The organism is Sinobaca sp. H24 (assembly GCF_023845525.1).
The window spans coordinates 1-17,566 of sequence record NZ_JALBWT010000002.1 but is presented as its reverse complement, the minus strand read 5'-3'; the positions used below and the strand labels follow the sequence as shown (position 1 = coordinate 17,566).

General features: G+C 45.7%; 19 protein-coding genes and 1 pseudogene. 4 read left to right on the top strand and 16 right to left on the bottom strand.

All coding sequences use genetic code 11. From position 1 onward, the window contains the following. Positions 1 to 84: 84 nt before the first annotated feature. The 7 genes from yajC to MMY81_RS03110 form a co-directional block, all read right to left on the bottom strand. Complete coding sequence (gene yajC / locus MMY81_RS03140; protein WP_252311629.1) at positions 85 to 339, bottom strand: preprotein translocase subunit YajC; 255 nt, start codon at positions 337 to 339, stop codon at positions 85 to 87. Positions 340 to 371: 32 nt separating this feature from the next. Further along, entirely contained in the window at positions 372 to 1,511 is a 1,140-nt protein-coding gene (gene tgt / locus MMY81_RS03135; protein WP_120193483.1) for a tRNA guanosine(34) transglycosylase Tgt, read from the bottom strand. Next, entirely contained in the window at positions 1,508 to 2,551 is a 1,044-nt protein-coding gene (gene queA / locus MMY81_RS03130) for a tRNA preQ1(34) S-adenosylmethionine ribosyltransferase-isomerase QueA (protein WP_252311628.1), read from the bottom strand. The genes tgt and queA overlap by 4 nt, the downstream gene beginning before the upstream one ends. Positions 2,552 to 2,580: 29 nt before the next feature. Continuing rightward, positions 2,581 to 2,799, bottom strand: coding sequence for a DUF2905 domain-containing protein (locus MMY81_RS03125; protein ID WP_120193485.1), 219 nt, complete (start codon positions 2,797 to 2,799; stop codon positions 2,581 to 2,583). After that, positions 2,796 to 3,797 (bottom strand): Holliday junction branch migration DNA helicase RuvB, encoded by a 1,002-nt coding sequence (gene ruvB, locus MMY81_RS03120; RefSeq protein ID WP_120193486.1) that lies wholly within the window; start codon positions 3,795 to 3,797, stop codon positions 2,796 to 2,798. The genes MMY81_RS03125 and ruvB overlap by 4 nt, the downstream gene beginning before the upstream one ends. A gap of 37 nt (positions 3,798 to 3,834) precedes the next feature. Beyond that, positions 3,835 to 4,428: a Holliday junction branch migration protein RuvA gene (gene ruvA, locus MMY81_RS03115; RefSeq protein WP_120193487.1), complete on the bottom strand. Its 594-nt coding sequence runs from the start codon at positions 4,426 to 4,428 to the stop codon at positions 3,835 to 3,837. A gap of 69 nt (positions 4,429 to 4,497) precedes the next feature. Then, on the bottom strand, positions 4,498 to 5,244 hold the full coding sequence (locus MMY81_RS03110) for a YebC/PmpR family DNA-binding transcriptional regulator (protein ID WP_252311627.1): 747 nt from the start codon (positions 5,242 to 5,244) through the stop codon (positions 4,498 to 4,500). Between the two features lie 98 nt (positions 5,245 to 5,342). Here MMY81_RS03110 and MMY81_RS03105 point away from each other — a divergent pair, with 98 nt between their 5' ends. After that, on the top strand, positions 5,343 to 5,882 hold the full coding sequence (locus MMY81_RS03105; RefSeq protein ID WP_252311626.1) for a transcription repressor NadR: 540 nt from the start codon (positions 5,343 to 5,345) through the stop codon (positions 5,880 to 5,882). A gap of 30 nt (positions 5,883 to 5,912) precedes the next feature. Here the strand turns inward: MMY81_RS03105 and pheA are convergent, their stop codons facing one another. From pheA to MMY81_RS03085, 4 genes are all read right to left on the bottom strand, one after another. Then, on the bottom strand, positions 5,913 to 6,812 hold the full coding sequence (gene pheA / locus MMY81_RS03100) for a prephenate dehydratase (protein WP_252311625.1): 900 nt from the start codon (positions 6,810 to 6,812) through the stop codon (positions 5,913 to 5,915). A 24-nt stretch (positions 6,813 to 6,836) separates the two neighbouring features. Beyond that, the gene (locus tag MMY81_RS03095) at positions 6,837 to 7,277 is read right to left on the bottom strand and encodes an ACT domain-containing protein (protein WP_120193590.1); all 441 of its coding nucleotides are present in this window, start codon (positions 7,275 to 7,277) and stop codon (positions 6,837 to 6,839) included. 119 nt (positions 7,278 to 7,396) lie between these two features. Continuing rightward, positions 7,397 to 8,686: a GTPase ObgE gene (gene obgE, locus MMY81_RS03090; RefSeq protein ID WP_120193491.1), complete on the bottom strand. Its 1,290-nt coding sequence runs from the start codon at positions 8,684 to 8,686 to the stop codon at positions 7,397 to 7,399. 12 nt (positions 8,687 to 8,698) lie between these two features. Continuing rightward, positions 8,699 to 9,229: a Spo0B C-terminal domain-containing protein gene (locus tag MMY81_RS03085; protein WP_252311624.1), complete on the bottom strand. Its 531-nt coding sequence runs from the start codon at positions 9,227 to 9,229 to the stop codon at positions 8,699 to 8,701. A 357-nt stretch (positions 9,230 to 9,586) separates the two neighbouring features. On the opposite strand from MMY81_RS03085, the gene MMY81_RS03080 reads away from it, so the two are divergent. The 3 genes from MMY81_RS03080 (at position 9,587) to MMY81_RS03070 (ending at position 11,466) form a co-directional block, all read left to right on the top strand. Continuing rightward, a complete protein-coding gene (locus MMY81_RS03080; protein ID WP_252311623.1) occupies positions 9,587 to 10,537 on the top strand; it encodes an agmatinase family protein in 951 nt (316 codons plus the stop codon). A 219-nt stretch (positions 10,538 to 10,756) separates the two neighbouring features. Further along, positions 10,757 to 11,095, top strand: coding sequence for a hypothetical protein (locus tag MMY81_RS03075; RefSeq protein ID WP_252311622.1), 339 nt, complete (start codon positions 10,757 to 10,759; stop codon positions 11,093 to 11,095). Continuing rightward, positions 11,038 to 11,466 carry a hypothetical protein gene (locus MMY81_RS03070; protein ID WP_252311621.1) on the top strand — a complete coding sequence of 143 codons (429 nt, stop codon included), beginning with the start codon at positions 11,038 to 11,040 and terminating at the stop codon, positions 11,464 to 11,466. Before MMY81_RS03075 ends, MMY81_RS03070 begins: the two co-directional genes overlap by 58 nt. A 188-nt stretch (positions 11,467 to 11,654) precedes the next feature. Here the strand turns inward: MMY81_RS03070 and hemY are convergent. The 5 genes and pseudogenes from hemY to MMY81_RS33745 form a co-directional block, all read right to left on the bottom strand. Next, positions 11,655 to 13,050 (bottom strand): annotated as a pseudogene (gene hemY, locus MMY81_RS03065) (protoporphyrinogen oxidase). A 5-nt stretch (positions 13,051 to 13,055) separates the two neighbouring features. Further along, positions 13,056 to 13,991 carry a ferrochelatase gene (gene hemH, locus MMY81_RS03060; RefSeq protein WP_252311620.1) on the bottom strand — a complete coding sequence of 312 codons (936 nt, stop codon included), beginning with the start codon at positions 13,989 to 13,991 and terminating at the stop codon, positions 13,056 to 13,058. 1 nt (position 13,992) lies between these two features. Next, the gene (gene hemE / locus MMY81_RS03055) at positions 13,993 to 15,039 is read right to left on the bottom strand and encodes a uroporphyrinogen decarboxylase (RefSeq protein WP_252311982.1); all 1,047 of its coding nucleotides are present in this window, start codon (positions 15,037 to 15,039) and stop codon (positions 13,993 to 13,995) included. A gap of 207 nt (positions 15,040 to 15,246) precedes the next feature. Continuing rightward, the gene (locus MMY81_RS33750; RefSeq protein ID WP_308215198.1) at positions 15,247 to 16,542 is read right to left on the bottom strand and encodes a transglycosylase domain-containing protein; all 1,296 of its coding nucleotides are present in this window, start codon (positions 16,540 to 16,542) and stop codon (positions 15,247 to 15,249) included. Then, positions 16,539 to 17,414 carry a transglycosylase domain-containing protein gene (locus MMY81_RS33745; protein ID WP_308215197.1) on the bottom strand — a complete coding sequence of 292 codons (876 nt, stop codon included), beginning with the start codon at positions 17,412 to 17,414 and terminating at the stop codon, positions 16,539 to 16,541. The genes MMY81_RS33750 and MMY81_RS33745 overlap by 4 nt, the downstream gene beginning before the upstream one ends. Positions 17,415 to 17,566: the final 152 nt, after the last annotated feature.

Below are 17,566 nucleotides of genomic sequence, written 5' to 3'. Positions count from 1 at the left end.
TCTAGCAGGGGAGAGCACAAAGAAAAAGCTGTCTCTCCAAAATTAATAAAATGGAGAAACAGCATTTTTTTTAATGGAAGTACATTAATCTTCGTTTACTACCTCTTTAACCGCGCTGCGGTCAAAAGTCAGCTTACTGCTTCCATCTACGATAATAACTAATTTGTTTTCATCTATCGCATCAATTGTACCGTGAAGGCCTCCAATTGTGACGATACGATCCCCTTTTTGGAGATTAGAGTGCATCTGCGTGATTTGTTTCTGCTTTTTCTGCTGTGGACGAATAAGCAGAAAATAAAAAATAGCAAACATTAGCACAAGCATAATTATTGCTTCCATGATTTGTCCCTCCCTTCGCTGATTAAAAAAACCTAAAAGTTCTTGGCATTTTCTTTATTAAAGCCGTATGCCTCGAAATATTCTTCCCTGAAATCAAGGAGCCTGTCTTCGCGTATAGCCTGGCGGACCTGCTCCATTAAGTTTAACAGGAAATAAAGATTGTGATAAGAAGTGAGCCTGAAACCAAATGATTCGTTGCACTTCACCAAATGACGTATGTAAGCTCTGGAATAATTTTTGCAAACATGGCAGTCACATTTCTCATCAATTGGTCGGAAGTCCCGGGCAAACTTTGCATTTCTAACGACAAGACGGCCGGAACTTGTCATGCATGTCCCGTTTCTTGCAATTCGAGTCGGAAGGACACAGTCAAACATATCGATGCCTCGGATCGCTCCATCTATTAATGAATCAGCAGATCCTACACCCATCAAATACCTTGGCTTGTTATCCGGAAGAAGTGGAGTCGTATATTCCAGCACACGATTCATGATTTCTTTCGGCTCTCCAACTGATAGACCGCCTATAGCATAACCCGGAAAGTCGAGAGAAATCAATTCTTTCGCCGATTGTTTACGAAAATGTTCATATTCTCCGCCCTGCACTATTCCAAACAGCCCCTGCGTATCCGGATTAGCATGCGCACCCAGACAGCGCTCTGCCCATCTGGAAGTTCTTTCTACGCTGGCTTTCATGTATTCTTCGCTCGCAGGATGCGGCGGACACTCATCAAAAGCCATCATAATGTCCGGCCCGAGGTCATTTTGAATCTGCATCGCCTTTTCAGGAGACAAAAACAGCTTCTCTCCGCTGATATGATTTCTAAAATGAACGCCTTCTTCTTTAATGTCCCTGAGTTTACTTAAGCTGAACACCTGAAACCCGCCGGAATCGGTTAAAATCGGCTTGTTCCAGTTCATGAATTTGTGCAGGCCGCCGGCTTCTTTAATAATATCTTCGCCGGGTCTGATCCATAGATGATACGTATTGCTCAAAATAATCTGGGCGTGCATTTCCTCGAGTTCATCCGGACTGATGGTTTTGACAGTTGCCATCGTGCCTACCGGCATAAATATCGGCGTTTCAATGACCCCGTGGGGAGTATGAAGCTTTCCGAGTCTGGCTCCGGACTGCTTGCACGTTTTTATTAGTTCATAACGAATCGCGCTCATGTGACGCCCCCTCCCTTTTTAATAAACATAGCATCTCCAAAGCTGAAAAATCTGTATTTATTATTTACTGCCTCTTCGTATGCATTTAATATTGTATCTTTTCCTGCCAAAGCGCTGACAAGCATAACCAGCGTTGATTTCGGAAGGTGGAAATTGGTGAGCAGGGCATCAATTCCTGAAAAGGAATAGCCTGGATAGATGAAAATATTCGTCCATCCCGCCCCCGCAGTAAACAGGCCGTTATTCTGTCCGGCAATAGTCTCGAGCGTACGGGCCGACGTGGTTCCCACAGCTGTAATAGTGCCGCCGGAACGCCTTACTTCATTCAGCGTCTCCGCTGCCTGCTGCTTTAATTCATAAAATTCAGAGTGCATATCATGATCTTCGATGGAATCCACCGAAACGGGCCGGAACGTACCGAGGCCGACGTGAAGCGTAAGGGGAACAATGTGAACCCCCTGCTCCTGCAGTTCATGAAGCAGATCTTCTGTGAAATGAAGGCCTGCTGTCGGCGCGGCGGCTGAACCATTGTTTTCAGCATATACGGTCTGATAGCGCTCCTGGTCCTCCAGCTTTTCTTTAATATAAGGAGGAAGCGGCATTTCACCAAGGGACTCCAAAATTTCCAGAAACACCCCTTCGTAGGAAAACTGAAGAATGCGGCCGCCGTGTTCCTGCAGTTCTGTACATTCGGCTGTAAGCTTTCCTCCGCCGAACGTTATCACTGTGCCAATTTTAATTTTTTTGGCGGGCTTTACGAGCGTTTCCCATTTGTCTTCTTCGAGCTGCTTTAACAGAAGTATTTCAATCGCAGCCCCCGTGTCTTTTTCTCCGATCAGCCGGGCGGGGAGTACGCGTGTGTCATTAATGACCAGCGCATCTCCTTTTTGAAGAAACGTTTTCACTTCGGGAAATTGACGGTGCTCCACTTCACCTGACTGCGGATCGACTACCATCAGCCGGGAGCGGTCTCTATTTAACAGAGGAGTCTGGGCGATCAGCTCCTCCGGAAGTTCAAAATCAAAATCCTGTACGTTCATTTCCAGTATTCCTTTCTATGCATGCCATTTTAACGAAAACGGCCTATCACAAATAAGATCAAAGATAACACGATACTTATAATGATGGAAGTAGCGAGCGGAAAATAAAAGGAAGTATTTTCTCCTTTAAAGAAAAAATCTCCCGGCAGCCGGCCTAATGAAATATAACGTCCGCCTACCTGCCAGATCAATCCAAATAGGATAAGTGCCGCTCCGAGACCAATCAGCAGTTTTGGGATATCGTTCACTGCTCGGGCACCTCCAGCTGAAAGTGCTCATACACTCTGGCGCTTACCATCCGCCCTCTCGGACTCCTTATTAAAAATCCAATTTGTAGCAGATACGGTTCATATACATCTTCCAGCGTATGGGATTCTTCCCCAATAGACGCTGCTACCGCTTCGACTCCTACCGGTCCGCCGGCAAAAGTTTCTATGATGCTCTTAAGGAGCTTATGGTCAATGTGGTCCAGGCCCAGCTTATCGACCTGAAGCTTTTCCAGCGCATTTCTTGCTATGCTTTCTGTTACGAGGCCGTCTCCCTGTACCATTGCAAAATCACGGACGCGGCGCAGAAGCCTGTTGGCAATACGCGGGGTTCCCCTTGAACGTCTTGCCATTTCATAAGACGCTTCTTCGGTAATATCGAGTTGGAATAAATCCGCGCTGCGGGCAACAATTTTCGCAAGCTCCTCCGGCTGGTAATATTCCAGACGGGCGTGAACCCCAAATCTATCCCGCAGAGGGGCTGTAAGCATTCCCGCTCTTGTGGTTGCTCCTATAAGGGTAAAAGGCGGGAGATCAAGCCTTACCGAACGGGCCGTCGCGTCTTTTCCAATCATAATATCAATACAGAAATCTTCCATTGCCGGATACAGCACCTCTTCAATTGTGCGCGGAAGACGATGTATTTCATCAATAAACAAAACATCCCCCGGCTCCAGCGCGGTAAGAACCGCTGCCAGATCACCGGGCTTTTCAATTGCGGGACCGGATGTTGTTTTAATGTTTACGCCCATTTCGTTGGCAATAATCATAGCAAGTGTCGTTTTACCAAGACCGGGCGGACCATATAGCAGCACATGGTCCAGGCACTCTTCCCTCATCTTGGCGGCCTCTATAAAAATACTTAAATTATCTTTTACTTTGTGCTGTCCAATGTATTCTGAAAACTGCAGAGGACGAAGACCGCTTTCCATCGACTGATCATCGTTGGTTGCTTCCTGCGATACGATACGGTCATCCATTACTGCTCACCACCATTTTTATTCATTCGTCTCTCCTTTATGAGAGCATCCACTGCAGGGCTTTCCTGACGTATTCATCTGCGCTCATCTGTTCCTTGGCAAGCTTTGGCTTCACTTTTTGTATTTCTTTTTCTACATAGCCCAGTGCTCTCAATGCTTCCAGTGCTTCTTCAAGCGGCTGGTCGAATAGGGGGCCGGATGCATTCGACGAAGCAAGATAGCCTTCTTCTCCTACAATATCCTGAAGCTTTCCCTTTAGGTCGAGAATCATCTGTCTTGCTGTCTTTTTTCCAACACCGGGAAATTTCACTAAAAATGCTTCATTCTCATTTTCAATTGCTTCTACTACTTGAAGCGGAGCCCCGGCTGCGAGAATCGCAAGCGCACCCTTCGGACCGATGCCGCTCACCTGAAGCAGCCGTTCAAACAGCTCGCGCTCTTTTCTTGATTTAAATCCGTAAAGTCTTAGTATATCTTCTCTTACATACTGGTAGGTATACACCGTATTTTCTTCATTCAGCTGGAACACAAAAGGATTGGCGCAGTAGATCAAGTATCCAATGCCCCCGACCTCCACTGTAATCGTGTCTCCTTCTGCCCGTACCACTCTGCCTGCTACATATTCTATCAATCAAGACACCCTTCCCCATCCTGCGAACATACTTTCCCTAATCCTATCAAAAAAGCCGGCGTTTGGGTATTACTGATTTATTTGCTCCTGCGTTTCATTCCAGTCATAATTGTGATGAACGTCCTGGACATCATCGTTTTCCTCCAGCACATCAATCAGCTTTATCATCGCTTCCGCGTTTTCCTCATTGAGCTCTACCGTTGTTTCAGGCTCCATAAGCACTTCCGCTTTTTCTACTTTATATCCTTTTTCTTCAAGCTCCGTTTTCACCTGCTCCAGCTCTTTAACCGGCACGGTTACTGTGAATACTTCTTCATCCTGCCAGACATCATCCGCGCCGGCTTCAATAGCATCAAGCATAGCGGTTTCTTCTTCTACACCTTCACTGGAAAGAAAAATATAGCCGTTCTTGTGAAACATAAAAGCAACACAGCCGCTTTCTCCCATATTGCCGCCGTTTTTATTAAAGGCATGACGGATCTCTGCTACGGATCGGTTCTTGTTATCTGTAAGCACGTCGACCATGACTGCCGCGCCTCCCGGACCGTATCCTTCGTACGTAATTTCTTCATACTGAATGCCGCTTGTATCACCGGATGCTTTCTTAATCGTCCGTTCTACATTATCGCCGGGAATATTTTCTGCTTTTGCTTTGGCAATGGCAGCCCGAAGCCGCAGATTTGTGGAAGGATCATCTCCTGCTTCCCGAACTGCAGCAAAAATCTCCTTGGAAAGCTTCGTAAAGATCTTCGCCCGCTTTGCATCCTGTCTTTCTTTTCTATGCTTAATATTATTCCATTTTGAATGCCCTGCCATAACAGATCTCTCCTCTATTTTATCTTGATAAATAGCTGTTTTTCCTTTAAAGTCAATTACACGAGGTACCGTAAATAAGCACACTAGGAGCATATACTATGAATAATCCGGATAAAATGCTCGGCGAAGTACGCCGTAACCAAATACTCAAGTGGCTTGAGGAAGCATCCTCTCCCTTAACAGGAAGTGAATTAGCCAAACGAACAAAAGTCAGCCGGCAGGTTATCGTACAGGATGTTTCCCTTTTAAAAGCAAAAGGACAGCCTATTCTGGCAACAGCCCAGGGCTATATTCTTGTAGCTGCCCAGGCTCCATCCATGGTTCAACGAAAAATAGCCTGCTATCATCTCTCTGATATAGAAACGACGCAGAAAGAGCTTCAGATTGTAGTGGATTATGGAGCAGTAGTTGTGGATGTTTCGGTAGACCACCCTATATACGGCGACCTTACCGCCTCTTTATTAATTAAAAATCGTTACGACATCAGTCAGTTCATCAAAAAAATATCCAGCACAAACGCTGCGCTGCTCTCTGAGCTGACCGGCGGCACGCACATGCATACTATTGAAGCCGCTTCTGAACAAATTTTGGATAACGTATGTGATGCATTGGAAGAAGAAGGATTTCTCCTTTCCTAATGCCTGTCTTCTTGAAGAAAAGCCGATTCCTTATTTAGGAATTGGCTTTTTTTCTGTGCTTTCTATTTCTTCAACGGAGAATAGACAGGGATAGCTCCCTAGTATACGAACTCCACAGCCAAGTGCTTCTAGTTCTGCTACTGCACCGGGAAGCAGCACATCATCCATCAGCTGATCCACGTCAATCACAAAAAAGTAGTTTCCGATTCCTGTTTTCATCGGCCTTGATTCAATCTTCGTCAAGTTCAGCTTTCTCCAGGCAAATGCAGACAGGACCTGGTGCAGGGCACCGGAAAAGTCGGAAGGCAGAGTAACCATTAATGTGGTTTTATCTCCCGTCCGGCTGGCAGCCGGCTGTAATTCCATTGAATCTTCCTGGGCGAGCACGACAAATCTCGTATGATTATTTTCGTAGTCATGTACATTTTCATTAACAATCGTCAATCCATACTGTTCAGCCGCTAATATATTAGCTACAGCCGCTGCGTTCATGGATGGATCATCATGCAGTTTTTCGGCAGCAGCGGACGTAGAGTTTGTGTAATGCAGGCTGGCACCGGGCAGTATATCTGTCAGAAAATCATGGCATTGGGCAATCGCATGAGGGTGCGAATACACATCCTCAATTTCCCTCCACTGCTCAGCGCGGGAAGGATGCACCATTAAATGCTGTTCAATCGGAACGGTTACTTCCCCGATGATAGGAAGGTTGTGTTTGTGAATTAAATAGTCCAGCGTCATGTTTACTGATCCCTCAATCGTATTCTCAAGAGGAATAACCGCCCGGTCTATATCTTCGGCCGCTAAGGCGTCCATGCAGGCCGGAATCGTCTCAAATGGAACTAGCTCTTCACCTGCGAAAATAGAAACTGCCGCCATTTCAGTAAACGTCCCCTTCGGGCCTAGATATCCTATCTTATTCATAACCATCGTTCCTTCCCTGTTTCAATAAATTTACAATGACCCTGATCCGACTACTTCTGCTTTCTCTACAGCAGGCATTGCCTGAATTCTGCGTACAAGCTCTCTAATTTCCATATTCAAAGCAGACGTATCTACTGTAAGCGTAACGTTGGCTCTTCCCTGTAGAGGAATGCTTTGGTTGATTGTTAATACGTTGGCATTCGCTCTCGCCATTAGCGCCAGCAGCTCGGATAATGAGCCTGACTTATCCACAAGCTGAATAGATAATGTAATAATCTGCTCTTGTATCATTTGGTGAAAAGGAAAGACTGCGTCTTTGTATTTATAAAAAGCACTCCGGCTTAAGTTGACTTCAGCTGCTGCATCCGCCACTCTGGCTACCTTCCCGCTTTCGAGGATAGCTTTTGCAGCCAGTGTTTTCTGCATTGCTTCTGTCAGCAGATCCTGGCGCACTAAATAAAATTGGTCCATTTTCTCTGCCAATATGTTTCACCGCCATTAACCATGGTCGATACCATCATTTTCATACTAATTATACATTATAAAGACTTGCACGCTGTTTTACAACAAGCGGGCAAGCCCAAGGTCTTCTAGCCTTCCATGAATTCAAATTCAAAATCAAGAAGTTTTACTATATCGCCGTGCTTTGCTCCTTTTTCCCGGAGTGCACTGTCTATTCCCATGTGTCTCATCTGACGGGAGAATTTTTTAATGGATTCATCGCGCATCATGTCGGTCATTTTGAAGCGGCGCTCAATTTCTTTTCCTGAAATGATAAACGTGCCGTCTTCATCAATCGTAATTTCGAAAGCCTGTTTTTCCTTATCAAAGGAGTAAAGAACACGCTGTTCTTTATCCACATGATCTTCGTAAAGAGGAAACTCAGGGGTCGTGTCGATCAATTCAGCCACCGTACGCAGCAGATTCGTTAACCCGCTTTTTGTCAGGGCTGACACTGGAAATACCTGCAGGTCTTTTGGTGCTTTTTCCAGAAAAGCATCCAGTCTTTCCTGGGCTTCCGGCATGTCCATTTTATTAGCTACTACAACCTGCGGACGTTCAAGCAGACGCATATTATATTGCTTAAGCTCTTCATTAATTTTTAAATAATCATCATATGGGTCTCTGTCCTCTATACCGGACATATCCAGAACATGCACAATGACACGTGTTCTTTCAATATGACGGAGGAACTGGTGTCCAAGTCCTACGCCTTCGTGGGCGCCTTCAATTAAACCGGGGAGATCAGCCATAACAAAGCTGACGCCTTCTTTAACATTAACAACACCAAGGTTTGGTTTTAACGTAGTAAATGGATAATCAGCGATTTTGGGACGGGCGGAAGAAACTACGCTTAGTATAGTTGATTTTCCTACACTTGGAAATCCTACGAGACCGACATCAGCCAGAACCTTCAGCTCAAGCGTTACGTTCCGGTCGCCTGCCGGCTCCCCTTTTTCACTCAGCTCCGGAGCAGGGTTGGAAGGAGACGCAAATCTTGAGTTGCCTCGTCCTCCGCGTCCGCCTTTTATAATGACCGCGCGCTGTCCGTGTTCTACAAGATCGGCCAGTGCCTGGCCCGTCTCATCGTCGGTTACAATCGTACCGGGCGGAACTTTAATAATTAAATCGTCAGCCCCTCTGCCATGCTGGTTTTTAGGGCGTCCATGTTCACCCGGCTTGGCTTTGAAATGTTTTTTATAACGGAAATCCATTAACGTACGAAGGCCTTCATCTACTTCAAATACAACGTCGGCACCTCTTCCGCCGTCGCCTCCGGCCGGGCCGCCGTCTGGTACATATTTTTCGCGCCGGAATGCTACCATACCATCGCCGCCGTCTCCGGCTTTCAGGTAGACTTTTACTCTATCTACAAACACATGCTTCACTCCTTATTTTTTATTCAGTACAAATACCAGTTCCTGCTCGTTTGCTACGATATTCTCTACGTAGCAGCTCGAGGAAACTTTCCACTCAGCCAGCCACTCCTGCATGTGTTTCATATCCTGGATACCGCCCTGGAAATCAAACTCAATATAGGGGGATTCCTGAAGATGAAAGCTCACGAGAAGATTCGGGTCTGTCATGCTGTTGGACTGCTCATTAAGCTTTTCAAAAAATTGGTCAAAAAATTTCAGCCAGCACATTTCATGCCGGGCACAATCTATTGGTTTTCCGATCATTTCAATATCTAAATGAAATTTCTGCCACTGCCAATTGAAGGTAATCAATTTATAAGCAAGGTCCGGCGTATTCAAGTCGGACAGCTTTGCTTCGTGCTCAGCGCGTCTTGTTACTTCATTGAGAATGTCATAGACACGATCTTTTCGGTCCAGCTGCAGATTTCCTTTGATGACCTGCACTACATTCATCCAGTCATGCCTGGAATGCCGGAGAATATTCAATTTATCTTTTTCCTGCAATATTCAACACTTCCCAGTTTTTGACATTAGACTAAAGTTGTGTGCAGCCAAAGGCTGAAACCTAGAATGATTAATGATGAAAAGACCCGTTCGGGCTGTTTTCTACAGCTTCTGTGTTTTCTTATCGTACCATTAATTCCCCGGTGAAAACCAGAACAGCCTATAAATCGTCCAGAATTGAATGTACCTGACATTGGGTGAAATAACAACAAAAAGTTTCGCCGGCTGCTTCTGCCGACGGGTAAAGCCGGGCCATTCCCGGGATAATATTTCTTTTTATCAGCCGCGTTCTCCTATACAATAAAATAATAAAGTTTTCTTCACATTAAAGCTATATTTAGAAATGAGGGAATGGACATGCGGGATGAAGAGTATATTTACGGTAATACACCTTGTTATTTAGGAAGCACCGACGTCTCCGACGACTGGAAGAAAGCAGCCGGCAAAGATGTGCTGTTTTACGGTGTGCCCTGGGAAGGGGCAGTGACCTGGGGGGATTTCACCGGCTGTGAGCTGGCTCCTAAAGTGATAAGGCTCAGCTCCGCGAGATACAGCGGCTACCTGCCTGAACTTGATCATATAGATGTAAAAGAACATCTTACAATGGGCGACGCCGGCGACATTGACGTTGTGCCGTCCAATGTCGAAGAAACGATGAAGCGGATTGCCGCATTTGCAGGCAGGGCCTGGGACAGCGGGGCATTCCCCATAGCATTGGGAGGAGATCACGGCATTACCTATCCTATTGTAAAAGCGCTGGCTTCCAAAGGAAAAAAAGTAGGAATCATTCATATGGATGCCCATTATGACAACAATGACAGCTCTATGGGGGATCCATACGGCCGCGGGGCCCCGTTTGCCCGCTTGTATGAAACAGACGGCGTCCGAAATGAAAGCCTCGTTCACTTAGGCATTCACGGGCCGAGAAACAAGCCGGAAAATGGGCGAAGCGCAAAAGAGGCCGGCGCCGTAACTCTCACGCTTCATGATATCCGCAAAAACGGACACGATCTGGAGGCGTTTGCGGATAAAGTATACGCGATTGCTTCCGAACAGACCGATGCCGTTTACTTAAGCATCTGCAGCGATGTCCTTGACCACGCTTTTAACCCCGGTGGTCCCATTGACGGAAATGGACTTCATTCTCATGAACTATTAACGCTTATTCACGCTTTTGCTAAAAAAGGGCTGATCGGAATGGATTACGTGGAAGTGTATCCCCAGCAGGATCCCAACGACTTTTCCTCTCACTTTGTAACAAACGCCGTGCTTTATGCTTTAGCCGGCCATTATCTTTCCAAAGCATAATCAAAACCCCTCCTATGGAGGGGTCAAGCTGTTGAAAAAGATAAAATACAGGTATTTTTATACAAAATCTTTACAGGGGTGCTTTCCGCAGGCCATGCCTCAGCTAAAGAGGAGAAAACGCCTCTTTATCTTCTGCTATGGCTGTTCTGCAGGAGTCACCCCTGTTTATTTTTCTATTTTTCTTTTCATAAAATACTTTAAAAATATATGAGATCATGTATGGATATACAAAATGGAACAGCTTCTCAACAATCTGGCCCCTCCTGTGGAGGGGGTTTTTCAGGTGGTTGGGAAAGTTTTCTTTTGCAGCAGTTTTTTGTAGGCAATACACTGGAATGGTCGTATACTAAAAAGAAAAAGAGCGATCCTAAGATGCTTGGCAAAGCCAAAAATCATCGGCGCAGTCAAGTAACTATTTCTGTAAAAGAACTGGTGTCCGCTGATCACTTTCTCCGAACCATTTATACAATGATTGATTTTCAATTTAAGGAGGAAAACAAGTGGAAGAAGAGAGCCGTAAAACCGCTGGCTGGCTTGTTATCGTATTGCCTACAGTGATTTATGGGGGAGTTAGTCTACTGCAAATGATTGTTTCCATGGATGCAGGTTATGTAGATAATCAAATTCGGCAGGATTTGTTTCGTGCAGGTCATGCGCATGCGGGAGTGCTCCTTATCTTGGCGTTGGTCGTACTGTTATATGTGGATCATACTTCTTACGGACCGGGACCGAAGCGCTTTATCCGGCACAGCATTCCATTATCGGCCATTCTGCTTCCGGTTGGTTTTTTCTTTTCCGTATTAGATCCGCAGGCCACAGAGCCGAATGCTTTTATTTATACTGCTTACGCTGGGGCTGTCCTTCTTGCCGCCGGTTTATTGACGCTCGGCTTTGGCTTGGTGAAAAATAACAGTAGAAACAGAGACTAACACACCCTTCTTATTTAACTCATAAAAAATGAAAACTATCTAAACTTTAAAAGCTGTCGAGAAAGAAAACTTTCTCGACAGCTTTTTATGGGCAAGGGTCTGGAAGGTCGGACCACTGAAGAAAACAATTTTTGTTTCTTTCATTTCTCAACAAACTGCAAAACCCCTTCTGTGGACGGGTTTTTTGTTTAGTATTTTTCATGCTGCAGCACGAACTGCGCCCCTTTTTCCCCCTGCAGGATACAATCAGGAAGACCTACGCCTTCAAAGGCTGCGCCGCCTGCGTATACAGCAGGAAACGCTGTTTGGAGACGATTTCTTGTTTCCGCAAGCGCCTGCTTATGCCCAATTTCATACTGGGGCATGGATTGTCTCCATCTTGTTACTAAAAAGTCGGAAGGCTCTGCCTGAATCTGCATAATTTTTTCCAAATCATGACGTACGGCATTCAATATTTCTTCATCCGTTTTTTCGACAATATCTTCTCCGCCGGGCTTTCCTACATAACAGCGGATTAACGCTTTTCCCGCCGGTGCGGAATGCTTCCATTTGCGGTGGGTCCAAGTGCAGGCCGTAATCGTATAATCTGCTTTTTTGGATACAACAAACCCCGTACCATCGAATGATTCCGGGACTTCTCCGGCTTCAAACGTCATCGATATCGTAGCCACAGTTGTAGACGGGATGTTTCCCAGCGTCTTTTCAATAACCGGATCCTGAAGCAGCCTGGAGGTTACGTGCGGAGGGGTTGCCATAATAACGTTATCTACTTCTTCAGTAGAGCCGTCTTTAAAATGAAGCATCATGCCGCGGTCCGTTTTGGAAAGCCGCGTCAGTGTCGTATCTTTTTTTACGGCCTCTTCTTCTAAATGGTTTTCAATGGCTTCTACTAAAGAATACAATCCTCTTTCAAAGCTTAGAAAAGCCCCCTTTTTCTTAGAAGGGTCTTCATTTTTCTCAGGAGCAGGCGGCTTTAAGCCGCGCATCAACTTTGATATTTCTGTTCAGCTTCGAAAAACTGGGGGTAGGTCGCCTGCAGGCTGAGCTTATCTATATCCCCCGCATACACTCCTGATAAGAGCGGATCAATCAAATAATCAACCGCCTCACTACCAAGACGACGGCGGAAAAAGCCGCCGAGGGATTGATCCTCTGCCGGCGAGCTTTTCGGTATCACTAAATCAGCTAAAGCCCGCACTTTTCCTTTAAAGCTGAGAAGAGGCGTTTTCCAAAACGGCATCCACTTCGTCGGCACACCCATAACCGATCCCTTAGGAATCGGATATAAGTTAGTTTTTTTAGAATATAAGCCTGACCGGCAAAGTTGGAAACCAGCTCTTTATCGATACCTACCTCTTTTGCAAGGCGGGACGCGCTTTCTTTTCGGGCAAGAAAAGAGTCAGGTCCTCTTTCCATAACAAAGCCGTTCCGGTATTCCGTCTGTATTTTCCCGCCAAGCCTGCTGCTGCTCTCAAACAGCTTAAATTCCATATCCAGATCGTTTGCCATAATAGCTTTCTGCAGGTAATAGGCGGCGGAAAGGCCGGTGATACCGCCCCCAATAATAGCTGTTTTAGTCGTCATTACAGTCACTTCTCTACGCTGGCATTCATTTTGCTTTCAATGACATTCGCCAGCGCATTTAGAAATTCAGGCTTTGCATTAGGCATCTCCGGACGATAGTAAGCCGCGCCTACTTCATCTGTCGCAGCTTTACACTCTACGTCATTATCAAACAAAACTTCCAGATGGTCGGTCACAAACCCTACCGGACAGTAAACAAACGCATTAAATCCCTTATTGTGGGCCAGATCTTTAGTTAAATCCTGAACATCCGGGCCAATCCATGGATCCGGCGTGTTGCCTTCACTCTGCCAGCCTATATCATAATGCTTAATACCTGCCTGTTCGGCGATCATTTCCGCCGTTTCACGCAGCTGCTCCGGATAAGGATCTCCATTGGCCAGAATTTTTTCCGGAAGACTGTGGGCGGAAAAAATAACGCAGGTTCTGTTTTCGTCTTCTACTTCTGCCATCGTTTCTTTTACCTGATTGACCCAGTAGTCTATAAAGAGCGGTTCTTTATACCAGCTTTCCACACTGTGGATTACCGGCCCATTAATTTTTTCGGACGTCTCTTTGGCACGGCCGTTGTATGACTTTACGCTGAAAGTGGAAAAATGCGGGGCCAGAACGATACTGTATGCTTCTTCAATACCGTCTTCTTTCATCTGCTCTACCGCTTCTTCAATAAACGGGTCAATATGTTTAAGGCCCAGGTACATCACAAACTCTACATCCTCATGACGGCTGTTAAGCACCTCCGTCAGTCCGTTTGCCTGATCTTCTGTCAGACGCGCCAGCGGAGAAATGCCGCCGATCGCTTTATAACGCGACACCAGATCTTCGAGTGCTTCTTCCGAAGGCTTTCTGCCGCGGCGGATATGGGTATAGTAAGGCTCTACTTCTTCCAGGCTTCTCGGCGTTCCGTAAGCCATGACGAGGAGTCCAATTTTCTTTTTCATATTAATTACTCTCCTTTGCCTGTTTCGTATAATCATGAACAAATGCTGTCAATCGTTTTAACACCTGCGGATCTACTTCCGGAAAGACCCCGTGTCCCAAATTGAAGATGTATGCATCATTTTTTATACCTTCATCAAGAATAGGCTTTACCTGCTCTTCAATTTTTTCCCACGGTGCCAGGAGAAGCGATGGATCCAGATTGCCCTGCAGGGCTTTATGGACGCCTGCCTGCCTGGCTTCTCCAATGCTTGTTCTCCAGTCGAGTCCCATTACATCAATAGGCAGATCATTCCACTCCTGCATTAAATGACCGGCACCTACACCGAACATAATAAAGGGCACGTCTTTTCTCTGCAGTTCTGTAAATATTCTATGCATTACCGGTTTTACAAACGTCCGGTAATCTGCCGCATTCAATGCTCCGACCCAGGAATCAAAAATCTGAATCGCTTTAGCACCGGCTTCTATCTGTGCATTAATGTACACGATAGTCATATCAGCCAATTTATTCATAAGCAGATTCCATGCTTCGGGCTTCGCATGCATAAACGCTTTGGTATGGTGATAATTTTTCGATGGTCCTCCCTCAATCATGTAGCTTGCCAATGTGAATGGTGCGCCGCTGAAACCGATTAAAGGAACATTCAGCTGCTTTTCGAGAAGGGAAATAGTATCGAATATATACGGAACGTCTTCTTTTGGATGTAGTTCACCAAATGCTTCTATATCCCGCATGGACCGGACCGGATTGGAAATAACCGGGCCGATGCCGGATTTAATTTCTACATCGACTCCCATGGCTGGAAGCGGAGTCATAATATCTTTATATAAAACAGCTGCATCGTTATTGTATTGATCAACCGGCAGTTTGGTTACATACGCGCATAACTCCGGCTGGTGGGTAATTTCAAATAATGAATATTTTTCTTTTATCTTGCGGTATTCCGGCTGAGACCTTCCCGCCTGTCTCATATACCAAACCGGTACATGATCCGTCGCCTCGCCTCTGCAAGCTTTTAAAAACCGGTCGTTGAATGGCATGTTCATCTCCTGCACCCCTTTTAACTGCACTGATATCATATCGGTGGCCTGTCTTATTCTGTGTGAATTCCATATCATTTTTACCATACTCTTGTCTGAATGTCATGTATAGTACTTATCGCAAAGAGTCATTAATTGTCCATAACGCCTTATGCCGGCGCTGACTTTTTTTCATAAAAAATACCGGCACTAAATAAGTGCCGGCTGCCTGCTTTAAGAAGCAGATCCCCAGATGGATCCCACTTCCACTTCCGTAATGTTGGAAGGTTCTCCTTCCTGGTTCGTCTGGGAATTAAATGGAACTACTTTGTAATCTTTTAATGAAAATACATTTACTCCTTCGACGGTATAAGAGCCCTCGCCCTGAACTTCAGCAATTTCTGTTTCTTCATCCCCGTCGATTTCGTAAAGCTTATATTTCACCCGGTCATCCTCGGATGGCGTCCAGGTAAGCTGCACATTAATCAAACCGGAGCCTTTAAAGCTTAATGAAGAATTCAGGTCATTGACTTCTCCCATATTGATCGGATCGGCCAGATCCTGTACCCCTTCCGGCTTTTCGAACTCCTGCTGTGACGCTGTCTGCTCCTCCGGGAGACGATTTAAAATTTCTTTGAACAAAGTAGCGGCGTACGAACTGCCGCCTTCCAGATAATTTTCCTCCGTTGTCTGGTCATACCCCATCCACAGGGATCCCGTCCACTCCGGTGTATAGCCTGCAAACCAGGCATCTCTGGCTGCATCATCCACAGCTTCAAAAGAGGTTGTGCCGGTTTTTCCGGCAAGAGCATAGGAAGTATTGCCGCCTGCTGAACCGGTTCCTTCCAGTACAGCCTGCTCCAGCATTCTTGTCATATACCATGCGTTCTGCGGAGTGGTTACTTCGGTTTCATTTACCTCTCGTTCACCGATTGTTTCTCCACTGCGGTCTTCGATCTTTTCTATAAAATAAGGTTCTACTTTCATACCATTATTGGAAAATGACGTATAGGCCCTGGCGATTTCAAGCGGGGACGTTCCTTCGGACAAGCCCCCCAGAGCTACACCGAGTCCTTCGTCTTCCACCTGCAGTCCGGCTTCTTCCATCCAGCTTCTGCTGTAGCTTTCTCCGATTTGATCATAGAGCCACACGGCTGATGTGTTCGTAGACTCGATCAGAGCCTGTGACATGGAGAGTTCACCCTGGTATTCATCATTATTATTGGATGGCTCATATCCATCGTAATCTGTTTTTTCATCCACCAGCATCGAATAAGGTTCATAATCGCCGGTATCAAGTGCCGGTCCGTATACAGCAAGCGGCTTCATTGCAGACCCAGGCTGCCGTTTCATTGTCGTCCGGTTCAGGCCCTGGCGCACATATTCTCTTCCACCTTGTGCCGCTGTCACTCCTCCGGTATCACTGTCCATCATGAAAAAGGAGGCTTCACTTCTGGCTTCAGATGATTCTGGAAAATAACTGCTGTCCTGAAATAAATCATAGGATATCTGCTGCATCTCATTATTCATTGGCACGTAATCGTATAACCACCCCGGTACACTTCTTCCGCACTGATTTGATACGTATTTTCTGCTTCTGCTAAAACCATATCAATATACGTATAGTAGGCCGGATTATTCTCGGTCCGGTGCAGTTCGGAAGGCACCGTTCTGCCCTGCGCGGCTACCGCTTCTTCTGCACTGATAAAGCCGTGCCGTTCCATAACGGAAAGAACAACGTCGCGCCGGTCTTTTGAGCCCTCCGGATTGTCTACCGGTGAATAAGTAGTTGGTGCTTTAGGCATACCCGCAAGCAGCGCGGCTTCATGAACAGTAAGCTCCGAAGCATCTTTATTAAAGTACATCTCTGAGGCAGACTGAATACCGTAAGCTCCGTGGCCGAAGTATATTTGATTTAAGTAGTAGCCGAGAATTTCATCTTTGCTGAATTTCCGCTCCAGCCCCATGGCAATCAGCACTTCTTTTGTTTTTCTCATTAGTGATTTGTCATTTGTTAAAAAGGCATTCTTAGCCAGCTGCTGTGTCAGCGTACTTCCACCTTCAACGGCAGCTCCTGCAAGGATGTCACGATAAAGCGCACGTCCTATAGCTCTGGGGTCTATCCCCTGGTGCTCGTAAAAACGCACATCTTCAATAGCCACAAATGCCTCTTTAACGTGATCGGGCAGTTCCTCAATATCGACTAAATCTCTATTTTCTTCCTGCAGCTCCGCGATAAGCTCTCCGTTTTCGTCTTCAAGCACGGACGTTTCATTCATCACGAGTTCTTTCTCATCAATAGCTGCAGCACCGATAACAACAGAAGAAAGATAAATCCCAAAACTTAATATAATAAATGCTGTACCAAGTACCAGTACAACCAGCCATTTCTTTTTTAACATGTTCGTGTTCCTTTCTTACAGCCTTCCATATTTCTTTCTGGATTAAAAACCTTTACAATTGAATAAAGCGTTTTGTTTCACCAATAGAAAACGAAAGTCTGTATACGCTTTTCATGCTTCTTTACACCAGTCGTTTCTTAAGGAGGAAAAGT

Coding starts and splice junctions, on each gene's coding strand:
- yajC (WP_252311629.1), bottom strand. CDS start 339: ATGGAAGCAATAATTATGCTTGTGCTAATGTTTGCTATTTTTTATTTT.
- tgt (WP_120193483.1), bottom strand. CDS start 1,511: ATGAGCGCGATTCGTTATGAACTAATAAAAACGTGCAAGCAGTCCGGA.
- queA (WP_252311628.1), bottom strand. CDS start 2,551: ATGAACGTACAGGATTTTGATTTTGAACTTCCGGAGGAGCTGATCGCC.
- ruvB (WP_120193486.1), bottom strand. CDS start 3,797: ATGGATGACCGTATCGTATCGCAGGAAGCAACCAACGATGATCAGTCG.
- MMY81_RS03110 (WP_252311627.1), bottom strand. CDS start 5,244: ATGGCAGGGCATTCAAAATGGAATAATATTAAGCATAGAAAAGAAAGA.
- MMY81_RS03105 (WP_252311626.1), top strand. CDS start 5,343: ATGAATAATCCGGATAAAATGCTCGGCGAAGTACGCCGTAACCAAATA.
- pheA (WP_252311625.1), bottom strand. CDS start 6,812: ATGGTTATGAATAAGATAGGATATCTAGGCCCGAAGGGGACGTTTACT.
- MMY81_RS03095 (WP_120193590.1), bottom strand. CDS start 7,277: ATGGACCAATTTTATTTAGTGCGCCAGGATCTGCTGACAGAAGCAATG.
- MMY81_RS03080 (WP_252311623.1), top strand. CDS start 9,587: ATGCGGGATGAAGAGTATATTTACGGTAATACACCTTGTTATTTAGGA.
- MMY81_RS03075 (WP_252311622.1), top strand. CDS start 10,757: ATGGATATACAAAATGGAACAGCTTCTCAACAATCTGGCCCCTCCTGT.
- hemH (WP_252311620.1), bottom strand. CDS start 13,991: ATGAAAAAGAAAATTGGACTCCTCGTCATGGCTTACGGAACGCCGAGA.
- hemE (WP_252311982.1), bottom strand. CDS start 15,039: ATGAACATGCCATTCAACGACCGGTTTTTAAAAGCTTGCAGAGGCGAG.
- MMY81_RS33750 (WP_308215198.1), bottom strand. CDS start 16,542: ATGAATAATGAGATGCAGCAGATATCCTATGATTTATTTCAGGACAGC.
- MMY81_RS33745 (WP_308215197.1), bottom strand. CDS start 17,414: ATGTTAAAAAAGAAATGGCTGGTTGTACTGGTACTTGGTACAGCATTT.